Genomic DNA, 20056 nt, shown 5'->3' with positions numbered 1-20056 from the left:
CATGGGGGCACAGGGTGCTGGTTTCAGAGCCGGCCTGTGCCGCGCGGCCCGGCAATGGCCCAAATCACCAGCCCCACGACCGGCAGCAGGGCAATCAGGAGAATCCACAACACCTTGACCCCCACTTCGCGGTCGCTCTTGTAGACGTTGATGATGGCCCAGATATCCAGGGCAAGAATGATCAGACCTACGAGGCTGTTGAACATCGATCCCATACCGCGTACTCCAGTTGATGAGTGTATTGCTGCATAGCATAGCCCCCTATCGGTTCAATAGAAGGGAATCCTTGGCGCCGCCTGCAGGTCACTGCCTATGATGCATCGTCATTCCGATCAGAGGTTCTGCATGCCACCTGCCCACAGCCACAGCGCCACCCCGCCCTCGCCGTTCAGCGTGTGGCGACAACAGATAGCCAATAACCCCTGGGTCGGTGCAGGCCTTGCGCTGAGCCTGGTGGCCGTCGTGATTCTGCTGGGTGCGAGCCTGTGGAATGCGGTCAACGGCGATCACTCCGAAAACCTGCACCTGGCCGCGCTCGGGGGCCTGTCCGGCTTTGGCGCCACCGCGCTGGGTGCTGTGCTGGCTGTGGTGTTGCGTGATGTCAGTAGCCGTAACCAGGACGTGATGCTGGGGTTCGCTGCCGGCATGATGCTGGCAGCCAGTTCGTTTTCGCTGATTCTGCCGGGTCTGGACGCGGCGCGGGAGATCACCGGCAGTGGGCCGGGTGCGGCCTTCATCGTGGTCGTCGGCATGGGGCTGGGCGTGCTGCTGATGCTGGGCCTGGACCGTTTCACGCCGCACGAGCATGAACGCGTCGGCGTGGTGGGGCCGGAAACCGAACGGTTCAGCCGAGTGTGGCTGTTCGTGCTGGCCATTACCCTGCACAACTTGCCCGAGGGCATGGCCATTGGGGTGAGCTTCACCAACGGCGACATGAACATCGGCCTGCCGCTGACCACCGCCATCGCCATCCAGGACATCCCGGAGGGCCTGGCCGTGGCGCTGGCGCTGCGGGCGACCGGGCTGTCCAACCTGAAGGCCGCACTGGTGGCCATTGGTTCAGGAGTAATGGAGCCCTTGGGCGCGGTCATCGGGCTGGGCATTTCCACCGGCTTTGCCGTGGCCTACCCTATCAGCATGGGGCTGGCGGCGGGGGCGATGATCTTCGTGGTGAGCCACGAGGTCATTCCCGAAACCCACCGTCACGGCCACCAGACCTCCGCCACGCTCGGCTTGATGGGCGGTTTTGCGGTGATGATGTTCCTGGACACCGCATTGGGTTGACAGCGCCGTTGCCCGCCTGCCAGGGCCGCGTACGACGCGCTCAGACGTGCAGGGCGACCTTCAGGGCCTCCAGGGCGGGCTCGGCCTTGATGCCAAGTTCAGCGGCCAGCGCCTGGACCCGCTCCAGGTCATGCTGGCCAACCATGACCATCTGCAGCTCATCATCGAGCAATTGGCTGAAATCGAGCAGCACGTAGCCACCGGCTTCCTTGTTGAGCGCCCCCATCTGCACCTGGATACGGTTAAGCGCCACGAGCGGCTCGGTGCGTGCCAGCTGCTTGGGCTTGAGGGTGAACGGCACGCTCTTGTCGAACGAGTCGCTGATCTGCTGGAACAGCTCCTGATAGGTGTCGGCCTGGAATACCACGGTGTCAGGCAAGCTGCCGAGTACTACCCACTCGCCCAGTGGGATGGGAAAGCTGTCGTCGTAGTTGATGTCGGGGTTGGCGGCCAGGAAAGCGGCGGGGTCGGCGTAGGCCTGGGCAGCCTCGTCGGCAATGCGCTCGATGTCTTCTTCGCGCAGGCAGCCTGCACTGATAAGGCGGATGAATTCGAGCAACTGAGTTTTCATGAAGGGGGGCCTGTGGCGATGGCAAAGTCGCCAAGGATAGCCGCAAACGCCCCCTGCCGGTTAGCCTGCTAGCGCTTGCAAGCGTGCGGTGGCGTCCACGGCGCCCATGGTCTGGGCTGCCATCAGTGCGTTTGCACCGCGCACATCCTGCAAGGCAGGGTTGGCACCCTGGGCCAGCAGGTACTCAAGGATCTCTACACGGTTGAACATGGCGGCCAACATCAGGGCCGTGCGTCCATCCTGGGCAGCGGCATCGACCGGTACACCGTTTTCCAGCAACAGACGGATCATGGCCATGTCCCCTTTGAAAGCGGCACCGGCGATGGGGAGCTGGCCGTTGTCGTTGGCAATGAGCGGATCGGCCCCGTGGTTGAGCAACACCTGAACGGCGTCATGGTGGCCGTGGTAGCTGGCCAGCATCAGCAGGGTGTCGCCCTTGTGATTACGCAGGTTCACCGGCAGACCGCTTTGCAGCAGGCGCTCCAGCATCTGAGTATCGCCTTGACGGGCCTTGTCGAACACTTGTGCGGCAAAGGCAGCCGTTTCATCGGAAGACATTTGAGCAGGCTGAGCGGACGCAGTCTGGGTGGACATAAGGAACCTCCTGGTAGAAATCGTTGCCCAAGTGTTTGTCAGGCCCTTCCTGTGCGTCAAAGGTTCCGTTTCTATCGAGCCCATAGCATTGATCGGCTTGCCGTGCAAAATGCACTGTGCAAAATGCATGACCTTGCAGGTTGCACGGAAGGCATTCTCTAAAAGTAGTCCAAGTCCCTGATTTACCTGGATTTTTCCTACACACTGTTTCTGGCACGGTCGCTGCAATCTATCTAGACATCGATTGCCACACACCTTGTCAGGAGTAGTCATGAACCTTATCCAGGAAAAATTCGTTTCGGTGTTCCCTGCTTACCAAGTAGCGACTCAACCGCGTCCTGACGGCGGCATCTTGCTGACTCTGCGTGCGGCCGACGGCAAGGTTACCCGCCGTGTACTGACCTACACCCAACTGCACAGCGCCGAGCAATTGTCCTGGGCCATCAGCGCCATTCGCCGCGACCTGGCTGAACAAGCCAGCGAGTTGCCAGTGATCTCTATGTTGCAGAGCCAGCAGCGTTTTGCACTGCCGACTTATCGCTGATTCTTGTACTGCTCCCGAAAACGACCAGATTCCCAAGGTGGGAGAGGCCTCGTGCCGCGATGGGCCGCAACGCGGCCCCAACGATATGAGCTGTGAAGCTGAAATCTTGGGGCCGCTGCGCGGCCCATCGCGGCACGAGGCCGCTCCCACCTACAGGGGCATTAGATGCCTCGGGCGCAAGGTCACAACTCGTCTATCCCCAAAAACGCCCGCGCACTCGCGTCGCCGGTAAATGCCAGCTGACTGCCCGCTTCAGTTGCAAACAGCCTGAACGCCAGGCAAAACGGCGCCTCCCCCAGCTCAAGCCAGCGCCGCGTCCCCGCAGGCACGCGCAACTGGTCGCCCTTCTCGCACATCACCGAATACACCTCGGCTCCCAGGCGCAGGCCAACCTGCACCCGTCCGCTCACCACGACGATCACTTCGTCGGTATCAAGCACATGCTCATCGCGCAGGTCCGGGTCTTGATCCTCGACCCCGTCACGGTTGATCACCCCATGGGCCCGGCAACCGTGGGTGGTCATCATGTGATCGAGATGGGCCTGGCAGGCATCCATCATCTCATCGTGCAAGGTGCCCGGACGCACCCGCAGCCCGTGCTCGCCCTGCATGAGCGACACCCCATGCTCGGCCAGTGCTGCCGTGATGTCTTCGGCATGGGTCAGCACCTTGTTGGGCAACTGCGGAGTGGAAGGGTCGAATACGCAGAGGATGCTCATCGTAAGGTCCTGTTGGGTTGCGAATGAAAGGCCATGATAACGGCTGCCGCCAGTGCCGCGACGCTGGCCATACCAAAGGTGAGCCCTGGGCCGAGCATGTTCCAGCTGTAGCCGGCATACAACGCGCCCAGGGCACCGCCGGTACCCGACAGCGCAGCGTACAGGGCCTGGCCCTGCCCCTGCTGCCTGGCGCCGAAACTGCTCTGCACGAAGGCGATGCTGGCCGCGTGAAAGCAGCCGAAGGTGGCCGCATGCAGCAACTGCGCGCCCACCAGTACGCCCGGCTGCGCTGCCAGATTGCCCAGCAACAGCCAGCGCACGGCGGCCAGTACGAAGCTTGCGAGCAGCACCCGGCGGACGCTGAACCGCGCGAACAGGCGGCTCATGAGCATGAACATCACCACTTCGGCCACCACCCCGAGTGCCCACAGCAGGCCAATGGCCGTTCGGCTGTAACCCAGGTGCTCCAGGTGCAGGGTGAGGAAGGTGTAGTACGGCCCATGGCTCAATTGCATCAGCGCCACACAGACGTAGAACCCCAGGACTCCAGGGGCGCGCAGCTGCATGAGGAACCCCCCGGCCCCATGTCGCTCACCGTGCTCGACGGGCTGGGCATTGGGTACCCAGAGGCTGGCGGCCACGATACCGGCCATGACCAGGACCAGGGTCACGGGATAGATGTCCAGGCTCAGCCATTCGAGCAGGCGCCCAAGCCCCACCACGGTGAGGATGAACCCAATCGACCCCCACAGCCGTACCTGGCTGTAGCGCGACGTCTGGCCATGCAGGTGCGCCAGCGTAATCACCTCGAACTGCGGCAGCACCGCGTGCCAGAAGAACGCATGCAAGGCCATGACCATCGCCAGCCAGGCGTAGCTCTTGCCGAAGAAGATCAGGCTGAAGGTGGCCAGCGTGCACAATGCCCCAAGCCGCACGATCAGTAGGCGCTGCCCGGTCCGGTCCCCCAGCCAGCCCCACAGGTTAGGCGCTATGCAGCGCATCAGCATGGGAATGGCCACCAGTTCGCCGATGCGCGCGGGCGCAAAGCCCAGGTGGTCGAAGTACAGCGCCAGGAACGGCGCCGTGGACCCCAGCAAGGCGAAATAGAACAGGTAGAAACTGGACAATCGCCAGTAGGGTATCGGCTGCATGGGTTGCCTTGGGAAGCAGGGCCTGTCGGCGGTGACTCAGCTGCGCGAGCTACCGCCGCGAGAAAACAGGCCCAGATGGGTCAGAGCTGGCCCAGCACCGGCGTGTTCACCTTCACCTCGGCGTTCTGGGCACGGTGGCGCAACAGGTGATCCATCAGCGCGATGGCCATCATCGCCTCGGCGATCGGGGTGGCGCGAATGCCTACGCAGGGGTCATGCCGGCCTTTGGTGATGACGTCCACCGGGTTGCCGTCCACGTCCACGGAGCGGCCCGGCACGGTGATGCTCGAGGTAGGCTTCAATGCCAGGTGGGCAACGATCGGCTGGCCCGAGGAGATACCACCCAGAATGCCGCCTGCATTGTTGCTGAGAAAACCCTGCGGGGTCATCTCGTCGCGGTGCTCGGTGCCGCGCTGCGCGACGCTGGCAAAGCCTGCACCGATTTCCACGCCTTTCACGGCATTGATGCTCATCAGCGCATGGGCCAGCTCGGCGTCCAGGCGATCAAAAATCGGCTCGCCCAGGCCCGGCATGACGCCTTCGGCCACCACGGTGATCTTGGCGCCGACCGAATCCTGATCCCGGCGCAGCTGATCCATGTACGCCTCAAGCTCCGGCACCTTGCTCGGGTCGGGGCTGAAGAAAGCGTTCTGCTCAACCGACTCCCAGGTCTTGAAAGGGATATCGATCGGGCCCAGCTGGCTCATGTAGCCGCGCACGGTGATGCCCTGGGTGGCCAGGTACTTCTTGGCGATGGCGCCGGCAGCCACGCGCATGGCGGTTTCGCGGGCCGAACTACGCCCGCCGCCACGGTAATCGCGGGTGCCGTATTTGTGGTGATAGGTATAGTCGGCGTGGGCCGGGCGGAACAGGTCCTTGATGGCCGAGTAGTCCTTGGACTTCTGGTCGGTGTTGCGGATCAGCAGGCCAATGGAGCAACCGGTGGTGCGCCCTTCGAACACGCCAGAGAGAATTTCCACCTCATCGGGTTCCTGGCGCTGGGTGGTGTGGCGGCTGGTGCCGGGCTTGCGCCGGTCCAGGTCGCGCTGCAGGTCGGCAAGGGAGATCTCAAGGCCTGGCGGGCACCCATCGACAATGGCGACCAACGCCGGGCCATGGCTTTCGCCAGCGGTGGTGACAGTGAACAGCTTGCCGTAGGTATTGCCGGACATGGACGCTCCGCGAGATCTGCCTGAAGTGAAGGAAAGCGGCAGTATACAGGTGGATTGCCCGCGTGTGCGGGCCGGTTGGCGAGCGCGTCGTTCCGGGCGATGCGGGGCCTTGGGCCTGGCTTAGAACCTTCCTCGGCCACTGTAGGTCAAAGTGCTATCTCCCCCTGTGTAGTTGCGCACGATGCCGCGTTTCATTGTCCTGCTTTGCCTGCTGTTGACCAGCCTTTGCCATGCCGCCACCCCCACCGTCCTGCACCGCCCCATCGACCTGGACACCGGTCAGGGCGTATTGCACGGCAGCCTGTTGTTACCCCAGCAGGACACCCCGCCGCCGGTGGTGCTGATCATCGCAGGCTCCGGGCCCACTGACCGCGACGGCAACAACCCGGCTGGCGGGCGCGTGGACAACTTGAAGCGTCTTGCCTTGCTGCTGGCCAATGCGAATATCGCCAGCGTGCGCTACGACAAGCGCGGCGTGGCCGCCAGCCAACCGGCTACGCCCGATGAGCGCGACCTGAGCGTGGAGCGTTATGTCGCCGACGTGGTGGCCTGGGGCCATAAGCTCAAGGCCGACCCCCGCTTCGGCCCGTTGATCCTGATCGGCCACAGCGAAGGTGCGCTGATCGCCAGCCTGGCCGCCGAGCAGGCCGGGGCCAGTGCGGTGATCAGCCTGGCCGGCAGCGGCAGGCCCATGGCCGAAGTGGTGCGCGAGCAGCTTGCCGAGCGCCTGCCGCCTGCACAGCTGGCCCGTGGCAGTGCCCTGCTTGACCGTCTGGAAGCCGGCCAGACGAGCCTGGACGTACCCGCACCGCTGCGCCAGGTGTTTCGCCCCAGCGTGCAGCCCTACCTGATCACCTTGTTCCGGCAGGACCCGGCAGCCGCGTTTGCGCGGCTGCCCATGCCAGCGCTGATTGTGCAGGGACGCAACGACGTGCAGGTGGACGTGGCCGATGCGCAGAAGCTCAAGGACGCCAAACCCGATGCCCACCTGGTGCTGATCGAGGGCATGAACCACATGCTGCGCATCAGCCCCAAGGACATGAGCGAACAGCGCGAGAGCTACCAGAACCCGCAGTTGCCATTGGCACGGGAGCTGGGCGAGCAGATCGTCACGTTCATTCGCCAGTTGCCACCGGCCTGATCGACGGGCTCAGGTCTGGGCAGCGGCGGCCGATACAGCGTGCATAGCCAAGGACATGCCCTGATGACCACACCACCTGCTGCCACAGAGCCGGCTGAAGAGCCCCAACACACCCCCGCCCTGCCCTGGGCGGACCTGGCCGTCGAGCATCACCAATTGCTGCGCCTGGCGCCGCTGCCTGGCGACCGCGTGACCGGCGCCCGACCCCTGCGTTTCGTGCAGTTCGGCTATGCCGAGCGCCATGACCCGGCCCACAGCCTGCTGCGCATGCAGATTGCGTTGCCCGGCCAGAAGGTGCACAAGGGCCATAACCAGGTGGACATACGCGTAGATCACCAGGCGCGGTGCGTGCGCCTTGGGGATGAGCATGGCCTGCAACTGGAGCCGGTCAATCGCGGCCTGGGCCGCTTCCTGCTGGCCCAGGCCGCCCAGTGGCTGCAGCGCAAATGGCCGAATTACCGGGTAGAGGCCTTTGCGCTGCCGAGCAAGGATGCGCTGGAGGAGGACTCGCGCCTGCGCCGGGACCAGTGCCTGCGCGGGGCAGGCCTTGACGTGCAATACGAAGACGGGCAAGTGCTCAAGGGCCGAACGGCCGAGACCCGGGTAGACCAGCTGGAGGTAGGCTGGAACAGCGAGCGCGTGCAGCGCCTGGGCCTTCTGGATGCCGCGCAGTTGTTGCAGCAGGCAGACCAGCAGTTGCAGGAAGGCGAGGCCCGCTTGCGCGAGCGTGATGAGCGTGTGGCCAAGTACCAGCGCGAAGACAGCGGCTTGCGGTTCACCATCACCTGCCTGGTGGCCTTTGCACTGTTTCAAGCCGGGCTGCTGATCTGGATCGCCACGCGTTGAAACCCTGGGCCTGGCGTTTCATGGGCCTCAGGTGTTTTGAAAACGGGGTGGGCGAAACGGGCGCCTGACACCCGTTGCGCCCACGCGCCCTCAGACGCGGCCTTTGAACAACGCCTGATGCTGACGGCACTGCTCGGCGGTGAGCATGAATACCCCATGCCCGCCGCGCTCGAATTCAAGCCAGGCGAAATCGACTTCCGGGTACAGCGCCTCGACATGAACCTGGCTGTTGCCCACCTCCACGATCAGCAAGCCCTTTTCGGTCAGGTGGTCGGCCGCATCGGCCAGCATGCGCCGTACCAGGTCCAGACCATCAGCACCGCAAGCCAAGCCCAGCTCCGGTTCGTGGTGGTATTCGGCCGGCATGTCGTCGAAGTCTTCGGCGTCCACGTACGGCGGGTTGGACAGGATCAGGTCGAAGCGCTGGCCCGGCAGCCCTTCGAAACCGTCGCCCTGCACGTTGTACACCCGGCCATCGAGGCCATGGCGCTCGATGTTCTGGTTGGCCACTTCGAGCGCTTCGAACGACAGGTCGGCCAGCACCACCTCGGCCTGCGGGAAGACGTCGGCGGCGACGATCCCGATGCAGCCGGAGCCGGTGCACAGGTCCAGAATGCGGCCTGGCTCAGCGCCCAGCCACGGCTCAAGGCGCTTTTCCAGCAGCTCACCAATGGGAGAGCGCGGCACCAGCACGCGCTCATCGACGATGAACGACATGCCACAGAACCAGGCCTCGCCCAGCAGGTAGGCGGTGGGCACCCGTTCTTCGATGCGGCGCTTGAGCAAGTGCTGCAGCTGTACGCGCTCGGCATCCTCGAGCATGCAGTCCAGGTAGCTGTCGGCCACCTCAAACGGCAGGTGGACCGCCCCCAGCACCAGCAACCGGGCTTCATCCCAGGCGTTGTCGGCGCCATGGCCGAAGAACAGGTCGTGCTCATGGAAGCGGCTGACCGCCCAACGGATATAGTCGCGCAGCGTGCGCAGACGGGATGTGATCACGGGAAACTCCTAATTCAGACTGGCCGAAAGTCTAACAGCCCAGGCCCCGGATTTGTTCCCTGCAATCGCCTGTACGGTAGCCACAAGCCAGCAACCACGCCACTTGCGTTGTCAACCATTCCCATTGTCGCCAAGGCAGGGGAGAATAGGCGCACAAAAGCCCTATACCAAGGAGCCCTTGATGTCCGTTCCAACCACGATGTTCCGCCTCACTGGCCGCGATTACCCGCCGGCCAAGCTGAGCCAAGCCAGCCTGATCATCATTGATGCGCAGAAGGAGTACCTGACCGGGCCCCTGGCGCTGTCGGGCATGGATGAGGCCGTGGCCAACATCGCCAGGTTGCTCGATGCAGCGCGCAAGAGCGGCCGTCCGATCATCCATGTTCGCCATCTGGGCACCGTTGGCGGGCGCTTCGACCCCCAAGGCCCTGCGGGTCAGTTCATTCCGGGGCTCGAACCGCTGGAAGGCGAGACCGTCATCGAAAAACGCATGCCCAATGCCTTCAAGAACACCAAACTGCACGAGACGTTGCAGGCACTCGGCCATCTCGACCTGATCGTCTGCGGTTTCATGAGCCACTCCAGCGTCAGCACTACCGTGCGCCGTGCCAAGGACTATGGTTACCGGTGCACCCTGGTGGAAGATGCGTCGGCCACCCGTGACCTGGCTTTTAACGACCAAGTGATTCCAGCGGCGCAGATCCACCGGTGTGAAATGGCCGTGATGGCCGACAACTTCGCGTGCGTGGCGCCGACGGCCAGCCTGATCTGACCCGATCAGGTGGGTGGCGGCAGGCAGGAACCGGAGGTGTGATTGTGGGTCGAAGGGCCCATACCCCTACAGGAGAGCAGGATGAAGCTCAAAGGCAGTATCGACGCCAAGCGCCTGCGCCCGCGCGAACCGCGCAGCTGGGGCGCACGCCTGGGTGCTGCGCTGTCCGCGCTGCTGGCCACCCTCGGTGTGTTGCTGGCCATGGCCGGCGTGGCCGGGCTGTTGGGCAACTACCCTGCCCTGGCCGAACTCAACGCCAACAAGCCGCTTGCCGCCACCCTGACGGTGGTGGGGCTGTTGATGCTGTGGCTTGGCGTACGCTTCTGGCGCCTGAGCCGCATCCGCCTGCGCCGGGCTCGGGAGCTGAACATGTCGCCTCACTTGATGAAAAAGCATGAGTGAGGTCCCTGCAAACGCTGCCCCCCGGTAGGAGCGGCCTTGCCGGGACGCCGGACCGGCCGCGATGGGGCGCGCAGCGGCCCCAGGATGTCGGCTTGGCAACCTATATCGCCAGGGCCGCTGCGCGCCCCATCGCGGCACAAGGGCCGCTCCTACAGTAGTCCACCGTCCCCCTTCCCCACCTAACCACCATGGCTGCACACCGCCGCGCACTCGCGTAAACTACGCCGCCCACGTGGAGGCATCATGCAAGACGACGATTTTTCCCTGTTCAAGGCCGAAGTGCGCGGCGTCAAGCCGATCACGCACGACCGTGCCGAGGTCGGCAAGCCCAAGGCCGATCGCCAGAAGCTGGCCGGCCTGCGCCAGTCGGCGACCGTGTCCAGCGACAAGGCGTTGGTCATCGATGGCATGTCCGACCAGTTCGTCATCGACGTGGGCGCCGAAGACGAATTGATGTGGCGCCGGGACGGCGTTCAGGAAACCCAGCTGCGCAAGCTCAAGCTTGGGCAGATACCGTTCGAAGGCAGCCTGGACCTGCACGGCATGACCGTGGAAAAGGCGCGCGAGACACTTTGGGATTTCATCGCCGAAGCGACCCGCCTGGAAGTACGCTGCGTGCGGGTCACCCACGGCAAGGCGGCACGCCTGGACGGCAAGCGCCCCATGATCAAGAGCCACGTCAACACCTGGCTGCGCCAGCACCCGCAAGTGCTCGGCTTTGCCTCCTGCAGTGCCCGCCACGGGGGCACCGGCGCCGTCTATGTGATGCTCAAGCGAACCATGCTCGAAGGCCGCGACGAGTAACGCCGCGCTTGCAGCGCCGCCCTTGCCGCCGTAACCTTCGTTTTTGCGATTTTTCCCACAGGTAGATCCATGTCCCTGGAACAGAACTACACCGAGATCCTCAGCCAGATTGGCGAGGACGTCTCCCGTGAGGGCCTGCTCGACACGCCCAAGCGGGCTGCAAAGGCGATGAAGTATCTTTGCCGCGGTTATGAGCAAACACTGGAAGAAGTGACCAACAACGCGTTGTTCAGTTCCGACAACAGCGAAATGGTGCTGGTCCGGGACATCGAGCTGTATTCGATGTGCGAGCATCACATGCTGCCCTTCATCGGCAAGGCCCACGTGGCCTACCTGCCCAAGGGCAAGGTGCTGGGCCTGTCGAAAGTGGCGCGTATCGTCGACATGTACGCCCGTCGCCTGCAGATCCAGGAAAACCTCAGCCGCCAGATCGCCGATGCCGTACAGCAGGTCACCGGTGCCGCCGGCGTTGCCGTGGTCATCGAGGCCAAGCACATGTGCATGATGATGCGCGGTGTGGAGAAACAGAATTCGAGCATGATCACGTCGGTGATGCTGGGTGAGTTCCGCGCCAACGCGGCCACCCGCAGCGAGTTCCTCAGCCTGATCAAGTAACCGGCTGCGTCACCCAGGCCGACCCCTGCCGGTCGGCCTTTTTCATTTCAGGAGTTTGTAGATGATCGTCAAAGCCCTGCGGGTTGGCCTCGGCCAGCTTATCGTATTCGGCGACTGGGTCAGCCGCCCGGCCAAGCGCAAGCGCGACCCGGCGGCCCAGGCCGGCGTGGACGAGGCGGCCAAGGGCCTGGCGCTCTACCAGTTCCATGCCTGCCCATTCTGCGTCAAGACCCGCCGCACCTTGCACCGCCTGAACGTGCCGGTGGCGTTGCGCGACGCCAAGAACGACCCTGTGCACCGCCAGGCCCTGGAGCAAGGCGGTGGCCGGATCAAGGTGCCATGCCTGCGCATCGAGGAAGCGGGCAAGGTGACCTGGATGTATGAGTCCAAGGCCATCATTGCTTACCTGGATGAGCGGTTTGGTAAGCATTGAGCCACAGTGGCGGGTGCTGCCTTAGCACCCGCCACCGAGCGAGATACGTGTAGGCTCACCCCACCATCGGCACATGCCGCGGATGGCTGCTCACCCGCTCCAGCCAGGCGCGCACGGCCGGGTACTCCGTCAGGTCGAAACCGCCTTGCTGCGCCACATGGGTGTAGGCATACAACGCCACATCGGCAATGGAATACTGGTCACCCACCAGATACGGGGTCACCAGCAACTGCCGCTCCATCACACGCAGCGCCTTGTAGCCGCCCTTGTGCAACTTGCGGTACTCCTCGACGCGATCATCCGGTAGCCCCAGGTAGAACTGAATGAAGCGGGCCACGGCGATATACGGCTCATGGCTGTATTGTTCGAAGAACTGCCACTGCAACACCTGGGTGCGCAGGCGCGGCTCGGCTGGCAGGAACTCGCTGCCGTCGGCCAGGTAGTTGAGGATGGCATTGGATTCCCACAGGTAACTGCCGTCCTCGAGCTGCAACACCGGCACCTTGCCGTTGGGGTTCATGGCCAGGAACTCGGGCGTCTCGGTCTCGCCCTTGAGGATGTCCACCGGGTGCCACTCATAAGGCCGCCCCAACAGGCTGAGCATCAACTTGACCTTGTAGCAGTTACCCGATTGATAGTCGCCGTAAACCTTGTACATCACCCCTACCCCTGCAATGCCGTCATACCAGAGCGCCTGATAGTTAACGACTGTACGGTTAAAAGCAATGATCGCTGTATCGCTGCTGTCACCTCGCCTGGCGTTAGTCTGAAAACCACGGCGTATACCCTTACAAGGATTTTTTCATGACCGATGCCACCTCCGCTCGCCTTCGCCCCCTGGCAGATACCTCGCCCTCGGCGGTGGTCGCAGGCTTCATCGCCATGCTCACCGGCTACACCTCTTCGCTGGTGCTGATGTTTCAGGCCGGGCAAGCGGCTGGCCTGACCACTGCGCAGATATCCTCGTGGATCTGGGCGCTGTCGATCGGCATGGCGGTCTGCAGCATCGGCCTGTCCCTGCGCTACCGCACGCCCGTGACGGTGGCTTGGTCCACGCCCGGCGCGGCGCTGCTGATCACGAGCCTTGGCGGGGTGAGCTACGGGGAGGCCATCGGCGCCTACATCACCTGTGCAGCGTTGGTGCTGGTCTGTGGGCTGACCGGCAGCTTCGAGCGCTTGGTCAAGCGTATTCCTGCCTCGCTGGCATCGGCGCTGCTGGCCGGCATCCTGTTCAAGATCGGCAGCGAGATCTTCGTTGCCGCCCAGCACCGTACCTTGCTGGTGCTGGGCATGTTCTTCAGCTATCTGCTGGTCAAGCGCCTGTCGCCGCGCTACTGCGTGCTGGCCGCGCTGCTGGTGGGCACGGCATTGTCCGGCGCCCTGGGGCTGCTGGACTTCAGTGGCTTCGCACTTGAAATGGCAACGCCGGTGTGGACCACGCCGCACTTTTCGCTGGCAGCCACCATCAGCATCGGCATTCCGCTGTTTGTGGTGGCAATGACCTCGCAGAACATGCCGGGCATTGCCGTGCTGCGGGCTGACGGCTACCAGGTGCCGGCCTCTCCATTGATTTCAGCCACCGGCCTGGCTTCGTTGCTGCTGGCCCCGTTTGGCTCGCACGGGGTGAACCTGGCTGCCATCAGCGCGGCCATCTGCACCGGGCCGCATGCCCATGAAGACCCGCGCAAGCGCTACACCGCGGCCATATGGTGCGGCGTGTTCTACGGGGTTGCCGGCGTGTTCGGGGCGACGCTGGCGGCGTTGTTCGCGGCCTTGCCCAAGGAACTGGTGCTGTCGATCGCGGCGCTGGCCCTGTTTGGTTCGATCATGAATGGCCTGACGGTAGCCATGAGTGAAGCACGCGAGCGTGAAGCGGCCATCATCACCTTCATGGTCACGGCCTCGGGGCTTACACTGTTCTCCATCGGTTCGGCTTTCTGGGGCATCGTGGCCGGTGTATTGGCTCTGCTGATCCTCAACCCACGCAAGGCGTAACGCCCCCGCCAATGGCAGGCTCCGCGCTGGCGGCGCCCTGCCAGGCTGGCCCGATCACAGCCTGAAATGGCCGACCATGCCCTTGAGGTCGGTGCCCAACTGCGCCAGCTCGACGCTGGACCGGGCGCTGTCCTGCATGGCCAGTGCGGCCTGGTCGGCACTGCCACGAATCTGGGTGACGCTGCGGCTGATTTCTTCAGCGACCGAGCTTTGCTGTTCGGCGGCGGCAGCGATTTGCTGGTTCATCTGCTGAATCAACGACACTGCGGCGGCAATACTGCCCAGTGCGCTTTCGGTGTGCAGGGCATCGGCCACGGCCAGGCGCACCAGCTCCGTGCTGCCGCGAATCTGCGCGACGGACTGCTGCGCATTGCCGCGCAGGCTGGCCACCAGGGTTTCGATCTGCTCGGTGGACTGGCGCGTGCGCCTGGCCAGTGCACGCACCTCATCGGCCACTACCGCGAAGCCGCGCCCCTGATCGCCGGCACGGGCCGCTTCGATGGCCGCGTTGAGGGCCAGCAAGTTGGTTTGCTCGGCCACGCTCTTGATGACTTCGAGCACATCGCCAATGGTATGGATCTCAGAGCTGAGGCTTTCAATGCTCGCGCTGGCGGTTTCGGCCGCGACGGCCAACTGCTCGATGCGCTGCATGCTCTGGCGCACCACATGCTGGCCTGAGTCGACCTTCTCGTCGGCAGCCTGCGCCGCTTGCGCGGCCTCCTCGGCGTTGCGCGCCACATCGTGCACGGTGGCCGTCATCTGTTGCATCGCCGTAGCCACTTGCTCGGTCTCTTCCTTCTGGCTGCCGACTTCGCGGTTGGTCTGCTCGGTCACGGCCGACAGCGCCTGGGCGTTGCCGGCCAATTGCTCGATGCCTTGTTGCAAACCGCTGACGATGCCTGACAGGCCTGCGGCCATCTGCTGCATGGCCTGCGTCAGTTGTCCTACTTCATCGCGGCGCGGGGCGACGGGTTCGAAGGCCAGTTCGCCGTCGGCAATGCGTTGTGCACGGGCAATCACGTGCTTGAGCGGGCCAACCACGGCGCGGGTGATCAGCCAGGCGGCCAGCACGCCCACCAGCAAGGCCAGCGCGGTGGCGATGGCGATGGCCACCGTGTTGCGCTGCAGGTCACCTTGCAGCACGTGCTCTTCACTGAGGTAGGCCTGATCGACGCGGCTGGTGACGTGCTCGGCCGAGGCCTGCAACTGCGCCTTGAGCCCTTGTTCGCTGGCCAGTTGGTCGGTGTATTCGTTGAGTTTTTCGGAGAAGCTGCCAATGTGCCCCGCCACCTCGTTGAGTACGCTCTGGTAGCCACTGTCGGTGACCGCCGCCTGCAACTGGCCCACCAGGCTGGCAGCCTCGACCGTTTGCGCGATGCGCGCCTGGCTGACATCGTCTTCGCCCTTGCGGCTTTTCTCAAGGCGTACTCGGGCTTCATCCATGGCCTGGAGCATCAACCGCGAGACCTGCGCCACCTGCGCGGCCTGTTCCAGGAACTCACCGCCCTGCTGGCCTTGCGATTGCTTGAGGGTATACACCCCGTCATCAGCCAGGCCGGACTGCAGCACGTCGAGGTTGTTGGCAACGCTTGAGACCGACCAGCTGGCGGTGTCGAGCGCCAGTTCCTTGGCCTGCACCGCGCCGACGAATGCTTCGAATGCCTGGCCATAGGCGGCCAGCTCAGGTTCGGCTGCGGCCAGGGCCGGCAGTGCACGGGCGCGCTCGAGCAACCCTTGCAACCCGGCGCGCAAGGCTTCGGCTTGTTTGATGTCGGAGCGCAGTGCGAATGCCTGTTCGTGCTGGCGCAAGCGCAACAGGTCGGTGTTGAATTGCGCCAGCTCGCGCAGGCTGTCAAAGCGCTGCCCGACACTGTGCAACGCCGCGATGCCGATGGCAGCCACCGCCAGGGTCAGCAGCAACACCAGGGTGAAACCCAGCGCGAGTTTGCGGGCCATGCCCAGGTTGGCCAACACACCGTGCTTGCTCGCGCCCATGCCGATTCCCCTTGTGGGTGTCAGGTTATCCCGATAGCCAAGGGTGGCAACGTTGCCAACCCCTGAACAAGGGCCTGACGTCAGAATAGTGTCAAATAGCTATGAGGGTGTCGGTAAAGGGTTTGTAGGAGTCGTCTTATGTGTGAAAGGGAGGGATGGGACGCGGGATGTTGTCTGGCAACGACGGTGGTGGGTGGAGGGGGTGACGGTGGCAGGCTGGAGGTGCCCGGGGGGATCAAGATTTGCGGCTCGGGCCGAAGAATTTGGGGCCGTTGCGCGGCCCATCGCGGGCCGGTCCGGCGCCCCGGCAAGGCCGCACATGGGGCATGGTTGGCCTGTAGATTGCGCTTTTGTGGGAGCGGTCTTTGTGCCGCGATGGGCCGCGCAGCGGCCCCAGGATGTCAGCGTGATAGTGCCTCTTGAGGACGAGTGCTTAGACCCTGGCAGTCTTTAAGCTTCATCCACCACAACCTCACCCATTCAAATCGCCGTAGCCCCTCCATCCACCGTCAGGCAATGCCCAGTGGTAAACGCCGCACCATCGCTGCACAGGTACAACACCGCGCTGGCGATTTCGGCCACGGTGCCGATGCGTCCTACCGGGTGCATGGCGGCCGCGAATTCGGCTTTGCGGGGGTCGGCTTCATAGGCCCGGCGGAACATGTCCGTATCGATCACGGCCGGGCACACGGCGTTGACCCTGATGCCTTTGCGGGCATATTCGATGGCGGCCGACTTGGTCAACCCGATCACGGCATGCTTGGACGCGCTGTAGATGCTCATCTTAGGCGCCGCGCCCAACCCCGCCACCGAGGCGGTATTGACGATAGCGCCGCCGCCCTGGGCCAGCAGCAACGGCAGCTGATATTTCATGCACAGCCACACACCCTTGACGTTAACGCCCATGATGGCGTCGAACTGCGCCTCGCTGCCGTCGGCCAGCTTGCCCTGCTCGATCTCGATACCCGCATTATTGAAGGCATAGTCCAGGCGGCCATAGGCGGCGATCAGGTGCTCGTGCAGTTGGCGGACCTGGTCGTCACAGGTCACATCGCAAGCGATGAACAACGCCTCGCCGCCAGCGGCACGAATCTGCCCGACCGTGGCCTCGCCACCCACTGCATCAAGGTCGGCGACCACCACCTTCAGGCCCTCGCAGGCGAAGGCCAGCGCCGTTGCCCGGCCGATGCCTGCCCCGCCCCCGGTGACCAGTGCTACCTGGCCCGAAAAACTCATGCTCATGCCGCGCTCCTGTCAGGGCCTGTGAGGCACACGAGCATAGCCAGCCGCTGGTAAGGCCGGCAGCATCATCACATGGACATTTATAGGACCATGCTTGTCAGTGATGTTGAGGACCTGCTTTCATCAACAAGGTAGATTTATCCTCTTGTGCCTTTTCCATTCTTCAAGGACCCGTCATGACCCAGACCAATCGCCGCTTCCTGCTCGTCAAACGCCCGGTTGGGGCGGTAACGCGTGAAGACTTCAAGTTCGAGACCGTGCCTGCCGAACAACCCGGTGAAGGGCAGGTGCTGGTGCGCAACCTGTACCTTTCCCTTGACCCGGCCATGCGCGGCTGGATGAACGAGGGCAAGTCCTACATCCCGCCGGTTGCCTTGGGGCAGGTGATGCGCGCCCTGGGCGTGGGTGAAGTGGTTGCGTCCAACCACCCGGACTTCAAGCCTGGCGACCATGTGAACGGCGCATTGGGTGTGCAGGACTACTTCACCGGCGAGCCCCAGAACCTGCAGAAAATCGACCCGAGCCTTGCCCCCCTGCCCCGCTACCTGTCGGCCCTGGGCATGACCGGCATGACGGCGTACTTTGCCTTGCTGGAAGTGGGCCAGCCCAAAGCCGGCGACACCGTGGTGATCTCCGGCGCCGCGGGGGCAGTGGGCAGCATTGCCGGGCAGATTGCCAAGATCAAGGGCTGCCGCGTCGTGGGTATCGCTGGCGGTGCCGAGAAATGCCAGTACCTGAAGGATGAACTGGGCTTTGACGGCGTCATCGACTACAAGGCCGAGGACGTACAGGCGGGCCTTAAGCGCGAATGCCCGAAAGGTGTGGACGTGTACTTTGACAACGTTGGGGGCGAGATCCTGGATGCGGTGCTGACGCGCATCAACTTCAAGGCGCGCATCGTGATCTGTGGCGCGATCAGCCAGTACAACAACAAGGAAGCGGTCAAAGGCCCGGCCAACTACCTGGCGCTGCTGGTCAACCGTGCGCGCATGGAAGGCTTCGTGGTGATGGACCACGCCAAGGATTACGGCAAAGCGGCCAAAGAAATGGCCGGCTGGCTGGCCAATGGTCAGGTCAAGAGCAAGGAAGACGTGGTGGACGGCCTGGAAACCTTCCCGGACACCCTGTTGAAACTGTTCAACGGGCAGAACTTTGGCAAGCTGGTGTTGAAGGTGTAATGACGCACTAGACGCACGCCTATCAGGTTCCGATTCAACACCGGAGCCTGACAGGCGTGCGGTTCAGGCTCAGCCGCGAATCTCGGCCACCACCGCTGCCAAGGCCTGGGCTGGATCGGCGGCCTGGCTGATGGGGCGGCCGATTACCAGGTAGTCCGAGCCGGCGTCCAGGGCCTGGCGCGGCGTGAGGATGCGACGCTGATCATCCTGAGCGCTGCCTGCTGGGCGAATGCCTGGGGTGACCAACTGCAGGCCTGGGTGCGCAGCCTTCAACGCCGGAGCTTCCAGCGCCGAGCACACCAGCCCGTCCATGCCGGCCTTCTCGGCCAGCGCCGCCAGGCGCAGCACCTGCTCTTGCGGGTCGACATCCAGGCCGATACCGGCCAGGTCTTCGCGCTCCATGCTGGTCAGCACGGTCACACCGATCAGCAGGGGCTGCGGGCCGCTACGCTTGGCCAGTTCCTCACGGCAAGCCGCCATCATGCGCAGACCGCCGGAGCAATGCACGTTCACCATCCACACGCCCATCTCGGCAGCGGCCTTGACGGCCATGGCCGTGGTGTTGGGGATGTCGTGGAATTTCAGGTCCAGGAACACTTCGAAGCCTTTGTCACACAGGGTTTCGACAATGCCCGACGCGCTGCTGGTGAACAGCTCCTTGCCCACCTTGACGCGACACAGCGCAGGGTCCAGCTGGTCAGCCAGCTTCAGGGCGGCTTCGCGGGTGGGGAAGTCCAGGGCGACGATCAGGGGCGTCTGGCAAGCGGGCATGGCAGGGTCTCTTGGCAAGTCGGAAACGGCGCGCATTGTAAACGATGTGACGCAGGCTGGGGGGCCGCTGGCCGAGGAATTGGTCGGACGGTGAGCCAGGATGTGGGCGTTGGGTGCTGGGCCGGTGTGAGGCGCTGTACCATTGAACCAACGAAGCGGCGCCTGGCTCAAAACAGGTAAGCAAGCCGCTTACATTCGCAACAGGAGAAGGAAAATGCCTTGGTATGCCTGGCTGATACTCATCGTTGCCATTGGCTCGATCGTCGGCGGTTTGATGATGCTGCGCGACACGGCCAAGAAGCTGCCGTTGACTGACGAGCAGTTGCGCAAGGTTCATGAACGCAATGCCGAGGCCGATGCCCGGGATGCTCAAGACCGCTGAATGCGGTTAACGCCCTTTCAATGAGCGGGCCTATCGATAGGCCCGCCCCTCTGTGCTTATTGCACTTTCAGCTTGTCGCGATTGCGTTCCAGCAGCGCATTGCCGATGCCTTTTATCTCGAGCAATTCATCGATTGATGCGAAGGGGCCGTGGGCTTCGCGGTAGGCGACGATCGCCTCGGCCTTGGTTTTGCCGATGCCGTTGAGTTCTTTCTGGAGGGTCAGGGCATCTGCGCTGTTGAGGTCAACCAGCGGGGTGGCTTGCTGGCTTGCCTGGGCGACCATCGCCATGGGTTCGACCATTGTCGTGGAATTGCCGGGTGCTGCGTTTACGGTGAACGAAAGGCTGGCGACGAGTGGGAGCAGCAGCGCGGTGAGCAGGTTTTTACGCATGATGAAGACTCCTAGGGTTGGTCATTTCTGGCAGCCTGTTCCTTGGGCTGCGGG

Annotated in this window: 24 protein-coding genes and 1 pseudogene; 12 read left to right on the top strand and 13 right to left on the bottom strand. The window is 63.6% G+C overall.

The window, feature by feature from the left end; translation table 11 throughout:
• Positions 1-23: 23 nt before the first annotated feature.
• Positions 24-215, bottom strand: coding sequence for a PLDc N-terminal domain-containing protein (locus ACK59L_RS17345; protein WP_023535355.1), 192 nt, complete (start codon positions 213-215; stop codon positions 24-26).
• A 130-nt stretch (positions 216-345) separates the two neighbouring features.
• Here ACK59L_RS17345 and ACK59L_RS17340 point away from each other — a divergent pair, with 130 nt between their 5' ends.
• Entirely contained in the window at positions 346-1284 is a 939-nt protein-coding gene (locus tag ACK59L_RS17340) for a ZIP family metal transporter (RefSeq protein ID WP_144966014.1), read from the top strand.
• A 40-nt stretch (positions 1285-1324) separates the two neighbouring features.
• Here ACK59L_RS17340 and ACK59L_RS17335 read toward each other — a convergent pair whose 3' ends face one another.
• Together ACK59L_RS17335 and ACK59L_RS17330 are read right to left on the bottom strand one after the other, a co-directional pair.
• Positions 1325-1855 carry a hypothetical protein gene (locus ACK59L_RS17335; RefSeq protein ID WP_078478182.1) on the bottom strand — a complete coding sequence of 177 codons (531 nt, stop codon included), beginning with the start codon at positions 1853-1855 and terminating at the stop codon, positions 1325-1327.
• A 60-nt stretch (positions 1856-1915) separates the two neighbouring features.
• On the bottom strand, positions 1916-2449 hold the full coding sequence (locus ACK59L_RS17330) for an ankyrin repeat domain-containing protein (RefSeq protein ID WP_409274982.1): 534 nt from the start codon (positions 2447-2449) through the stop codon (positions 1916-1918).
• Positions 2450-2720: 271 nt separating this feature from the next.
• Here ACK59L_RS17330 and ACK59L_RS17325 point away from each other — a divergent pair, with 271 nt between their 5' ends.
• Positions 2721-2993, top strand: coding sequence for a DUF3509 domain-containing protein (locus ACK59L_RS17325; protein ID WP_023535336.1), 273 nt, complete (start codon positions 2721-2723; stop codon positions 2991-2993).
• 182 nt (positions 2994-3175) lie between these two features.
• On the opposite strand, the gene ACK59L_RS17320 is transcribed toward ACK59L_RS17325, so the two are convergent.
• The 3 genes from ACK59L_RS17320 to aroC all read right to left on the bottom strand — a co-directional run bounded on the left by ACK59L_RS17320 (position 3176) and on the right by aroC (position 6035).
• Positions 3176-3712: an oxidase gene (locus tag ACK59L_RS17320; protein ID WP_409274980.1), complete on the bottom strand. Its 537-nt coding sequence runs from the start codon at positions 3710-3712 to the stop codon at positions 3176-3178.
• Positions 3709-4863 (bottom strand): MFS transporter, encoded by a 1155-nt coding sequence (locus ACK59L_RS17315; RefSeq protein ID WP_409274978.1) that lies wholly within the window; start codon positions 4861-4863, stop codon positions 3709-3711. Before ACK59L_RS17315 ends, ACK59L_RS17320 begins: the two co-directional genes overlap by 4 nt.
• A gap of 80 nt (positions 4864-4943) precedes the next feature.
• Positions 4944-6035: a chorismate synthase gene (gene aroC, locus ACK59L_RS17310; protein WP_409274976.1), complete on the bottom strand. Its 1092-nt coding sequence runs from the start codon at positions 6033-6035 to the stop codon at positions 4944-4946.
• A 181-nt stretch (positions 6036-6216) separates the two neighbouring features.
• Between aroC and ACK59L_RS17305 the strand changes: the two genes are divergently transcribed.
• Both ACK59L_RS17305 and ACK59L_RS17300 read left to right on the top strand, forming a co-directional pair.
• On the top strand, positions 6217-7176 hold the full coding sequence (locus ACK59L_RS17305) for an alpha/beta hydrolase (RefSeq protein ID WP_409274973.1): 960 nt from the start codon (positions 6217-6219) through the stop codon (positions 7174-7176).
• A gap of 63 nt (positions 7177-7239) precedes the next feature.
• On the top strand, positions 7240-8022 hold the full coding sequence (locus tag ACK59L_RS17300) for a hypothetical protein (RefSeq protein ID WP_409274971.1): 783 nt from the start codon (positions 7240-7242) through the stop codon (positions 8020-8022).
• A 90-nt stretch (positions 8023-8112) separates the two neighbouring features.
• On the opposite strand, the gene prmB is transcribed toward ACK59L_RS17300, so the two are convergent.
• Positions 8113-9021 (bottom strand): 50S ribosomal protein L3 N(5)-glutamine methyltransferase, encoded by a 909-nt coding sequence (gene prmB, locus ACK59L_RS17295; RefSeq protein WP_409274968.1) that lies wholly within the window; start codon positions 9019-9021, stop codon positions 8113-8115.
• 181 nt (positions 9022-9202) lie between these two features.
• Here prmB and ACK59L_RS17290 point away from each other — a divergent pair, with 181 nt between their 5' ends.
• The 5 genes from ACK59L_RS17290 (at position 9203) to ACK59L_RS17270 (ending at position 12047) form a co-directional block, all read left to right on the top strand.
• Complete coding sequence (locus tag ACK59L_RS17290) at positions 9203-9793, top strand: cysteine hydrolase family protein (RefSeq protein ID WP_058639718.1); 591 nt, start codon at positions 9203-9205, stop codon at positions 9791-9793.
• An 81-nt stretch (positions 9794-9874) separates the two neighbouring features.
• Complete coding sequence (locus ACK59L_RS17285) at positions 9875-10195, top strand: hypothetical protein (protein WP_100851085.1); 321 nt, start codon at positions 9875-9877, stop codon at positions 10193-10195.
• A gap of 243 nt (positions 10196-10438) precedes the next feature.
• Entirely contained in the window at positions 10439-10999 is a 561-nt protein-coding gene (locus ACK59L_RS17280; RefSeq protein WP_023535332.1) for a Smr/MutS family protein, read from the top strand.
• 69 nt (positions 11000-11068) lie between these two features.
• Positions 11069-11614 carry a GTP cyclohydrolase I FolE gene (gene folE, locus ACK59L_RS17275; protein ID WP_023535356.1) on the top strand — a complete coding sequence of 182 codons (546 nt, stop codon included), beginning with the start codon at positions 11069-11071 and terminating at the stop codon, positions 11612-11614.
• Between the two features lie 61 nt (positions 11615-11675).
• Positions 11676-12047 (top strand): glutaredoxin, encoded by a 372-nt coding sequence (locus tag ACK59L_RS17270; protein WP_058639716.1) that lies wholly within the window; start codon positions 11676-11678, stop codon positions 12045-12047.
• Positions 12048-12102: 55 nt separating this feature from the next.
• Here the strand turns inward: ACK59L_RS17270 and ACK59L_RS17265 are convergent, their stop codons facing one another.
• A complete protein-coding gene (locus tag ACK59L_RS17265) occupies positions 12103-12705 on the bottom strand; it encodes a glutathione S-transferase family protein (protein WP_409274964.1) in 603 nt (200 codons plus the stop codon).
• A 146-nt stretch (positions 12706-12851) separates the two neighbouring features.
• Here ACK59L_RS17265 and ACK59L_RS17260 point away from each other — a divergent pair, with 146 nt between their 5' ends.
• Complete coding sequence (locus ACK59L_RS17260) at positions 12852-14042, top strand: benzoate/H(+) symporter BenE family transporter (protein ID WP_409274962.1); 1191 nt, start codon at positions 12852-12854, stop codon at positions 14040-14042.
• 54 nt (positions 14043-14096) lie between these two features.
• Here ACK59L_RS17260 and ACK59L_RS17255 read toward each other — a convergent pair whose 3' ends face one another.
• The 3 genes and pseudogenes from ACK59L_RS17255 to ACK59L_RS17245 form a co-directional block, all read right to left on the bottom strand.
• Positions 14097-14960, bottom strand: coding sequence for a methyl-accepting chemotaxis protein (locus ACK59L_RS17255; protein WP_409274991.1), 864 nt, complete (start codon positions 14958-14960; stop codon positions 14097-14099).
• A pseudogene (locus tag ACK59L_RS17250) lies at positions 14958-15485 on the bottom strand (HAMP domain-containing protein); the annotation flags it as partial. The gene ACK59L_RS17255 and the pseudogene ACK59L_RS17250, both read right to left, overlap by 3 nt.
• 1032 nt (positions 15486-16517) lie before the next feature.
• A complete protein-coding gene (locus tag ACK59L_RS17245; RefSeq protein WP_058606116.1) occupies positions 16518-17279 on the bottom strand; it encodes an SDR family oxidoreductase in 762 nt (253 codons plus the stop codon).
• Between the two features lie 176 nt (positions 17280-17455).
• Here ACK59L_RS17245 and ACK59L_RS17240 point away from each other — a divergent pair, with 176 nt between their 5' ends.
• Positions 17456-18457 carry an NADP-dependent oxidoreductase gene (locus ACK59L_RS17240; protein ID WP_058606117.1) on the top strand — a complete coding sequence of 334 codons (1002 nt, stop codon included), beginning with the start codon at positions 17456-17458 and terminating at the stop codon, positions 18455-18457.
• A gap of 69 nt (positions 18458-18526) precedes the next feature.
• Here ACK59L_RS17240 and pyrF read toward each other — a convergent pair whose 3' ends face one another.
• Positions 18527-19228, bottom strand: a complete 702-nt coding sequence (gene pyrF / locus ACK59L_RS17235) for an orotidine-5'-phosphate decarboxylase (protein WP_027914290.1) — start codon at positions 19226-19228, stop codon at positions 18527-18529.
• Positions 19229-19442: 214 nt separating this feature from the next.
• On the opposite strand from pyrF, the gene ACK59L_RS17230 reads away from it, so the two are divergent.
• Positions 19443-19610 (top strand): DUF2897 family protein, encoded by a 168-nt coding sequence (locus ACK59L_RS17230; protein ID WP_023535343.1) that lies wholly within the window; start codon positions 19443-19445, stop codon positions 19608-19610.
• Between the two features lie 56 nt (positions 19611-19666).
• On the opposite strand, the gene ACK59L_RS17225 is transcribed toward ACK59L_RS17230, so the two are convergent.
• Entirely contained in the window at positions 19667-20002 is a 336-nt protein-coding gene (locus ACK59L_RS17225) for a ComEA family DNA-binding protein (RefSeq protein WP_409274958.1), read from the bottom strand.
• Positions 20003-20056 lie beyond the last annotated feature (54 nt).

The organism is Pseudomonas sp. KCJK9111 (assembly GCF_046231935.1).
Classification (GTDB): Bacteria; Pseudomonadota; Gammaproteobacteria; order Pseudomonadales; family Pseudomonadaceae; genus Aquipseudomonas; species Aquipseudomonas parafulva_B.
The sequence above is the reverse complement of the archived record's forward strand: the minus strand, read 5'-3'. Positions and strand labels throughout refer to the sequence as shown.

Bases quoted from the DNA above. Each gene is read 5' to 3' on its own strand.
- ACK59L_RS17255 (WP_409274991.1), bottom strand. From the start codon at position 14,960: ATGGCCGCAGGCCTGTCAGGCATCGTCAGCGGTTTGCAACAAGGCATC.
- ACK59L_RS17225 (WP_409274958.1), bottom strand. From the start codon at position 20,002: ATGCGTAAAAACCTGCTCACCGCGCTGCTGCTCCCACTCGTCGCCAGC.
- ACK59L_RS17320 (WP_409274980.1), bottom strand. From the start codon at position 3,712: ATGAGCATCCTCTGCGTATTCGACCCTTCCACTCCGCAGTTGCCCAAC.
- ACK59L_RS17230 (WP_023535343.1), top strand. From the start codon at position 19,443: ATGCCTTGGTATGCCTGGCTGATACTCATCGTTGCCATTGGCTCGATC.
- ACK59L_RS17240 (WP_058606117.1), top strand. From the start codon at position 17,456: ATGACCCAGACCAATCGCCGCTTCCTGCTCGTCAAACGCCCGGTTGGG.
- ACK59L_RS17260 (WP_409274962.1), top strand. From the start codon at position 12,852: ATGACCGATGCCACCTCCGCTCGCCTTCGCCCCCTGGCAGATACCTCG.
- ACK59L_RS17300 (WP_409274971.1), top strand. From the start codon at position 7,240: ATGACCACACCACCTGCTGCCACAGAGCCGGCTGAAGAGCCCCAACAC.
- aroC (WP_409274976.1), bottom strand. From the start codon at position 6,035: ATGTCCGGCAATACCTACGGCAAGCTGTTCACTGTCACCACCGCTGGC.
- ACK59L_RS17340 (WP_144966014.1), top strand. From the start codon at position 346: ATGCCACCTGCCCACAGCCACAGCGCCACCCCGCCCTCGCCGTTCAGC.
- ACK59L_RS17280 (WP_023535332.1), top strand. From the start codon at position 10,439: ATGCAAGACGACGATTTTTCCCTGTTCAAGGCCGAAGTGCGCGGCGTC.
- ACK59L_RS17270 (WP_058639716.1), top strand. From the start codon at position 11,676: ATGATCGTCAAAGCCCTGCGGGTTGGCCTCGGCCAGCTTATCGTATTC.
- ACK59L_RS17305 (WP_409274973.1), top strand. From the start codon at position 6,217: ATGCCGCGTTTCATTGTCCTGCTTTGCCTGCTGTTGACCAGCCTTTGC.
- ACK59L_RS17335 (WP_078478182.1), bottom strand. From the start codon at position 1,855: ATGAAAACTCAGTTGCTCGAATTCATCCGCCTTATCAGTGCAGGCTGC.
- ACK59L_RS17315 (WP_409274978.1), bottom strand. From the start codon at position 4,863: ATGCAGCCGATACCCTACTGGCGATTGTCCAGTTTCTACCTGTTCTAT.
- pyrF (WP_027914290.1), bottom strand. From the start codon at position 19,228: ATGCCCGCTTGCCAGACGCCCCTGATCGTCGCCCTGGACTTCCCCACC.
- ACK59L_RS17285 (WP_100851085.1), top strand. From the start codon at position 9,875: ATGAAGCTCAAAGGCAGTATCGACGCCAAGCGCCTGCGCCCGCGCGAA.
- ACK59L_RS17325 (WP_023535336.1), top strand. From the start codon at position 2,721: ATGAACCTTATCCAGGAAAAATTCGTTTCGGTGTTCCCTGCTTACCAA.
- ACK59L_RS17345 (WP_023535355.1), bottom strand. From the start codon at position 215: ATGGGATCGATGTTCAACAGCCTCGTAGGTCTGATCATTCTTGCCCTG.
- folE (WP_023535356.1), top strand. From the start codon at position 11,069: ATGTCCCTGGAACAGAACTACACCGAGATCCTCAGCCAGATTGGCGAG.
- ACK59L_RS17265 (WP_409274964.1), bottom strand. From the start codon at position 12,705: ATGTACAAGGTTTACGGCGACTATCAATCGGGTAACTGCTACAAGGTC.
- ACK59L_RS17330 (WP_409274982.1), bottom strand. From the start codon at position 2,449: ATGTCCACCCAGACTGCGTCCGCTCAGCCTGCTCAAATGTCTTCCGAT.
- ACK59L_RS17245 (WP_058606116.1), bottom strand. From the start codon at position 17,279: ATGAGCATGAGTTTTTCGGGCCAGGTAGCACTGGTCACCGGGGGCGGG.
- ACK59L_RS17290 (WP_058639718.1), top strand. From the start codon at position 9,203: ATGTCCGTTCCAACCACGATGTTCCGCCTCACTGGCCGCGATTACCCG.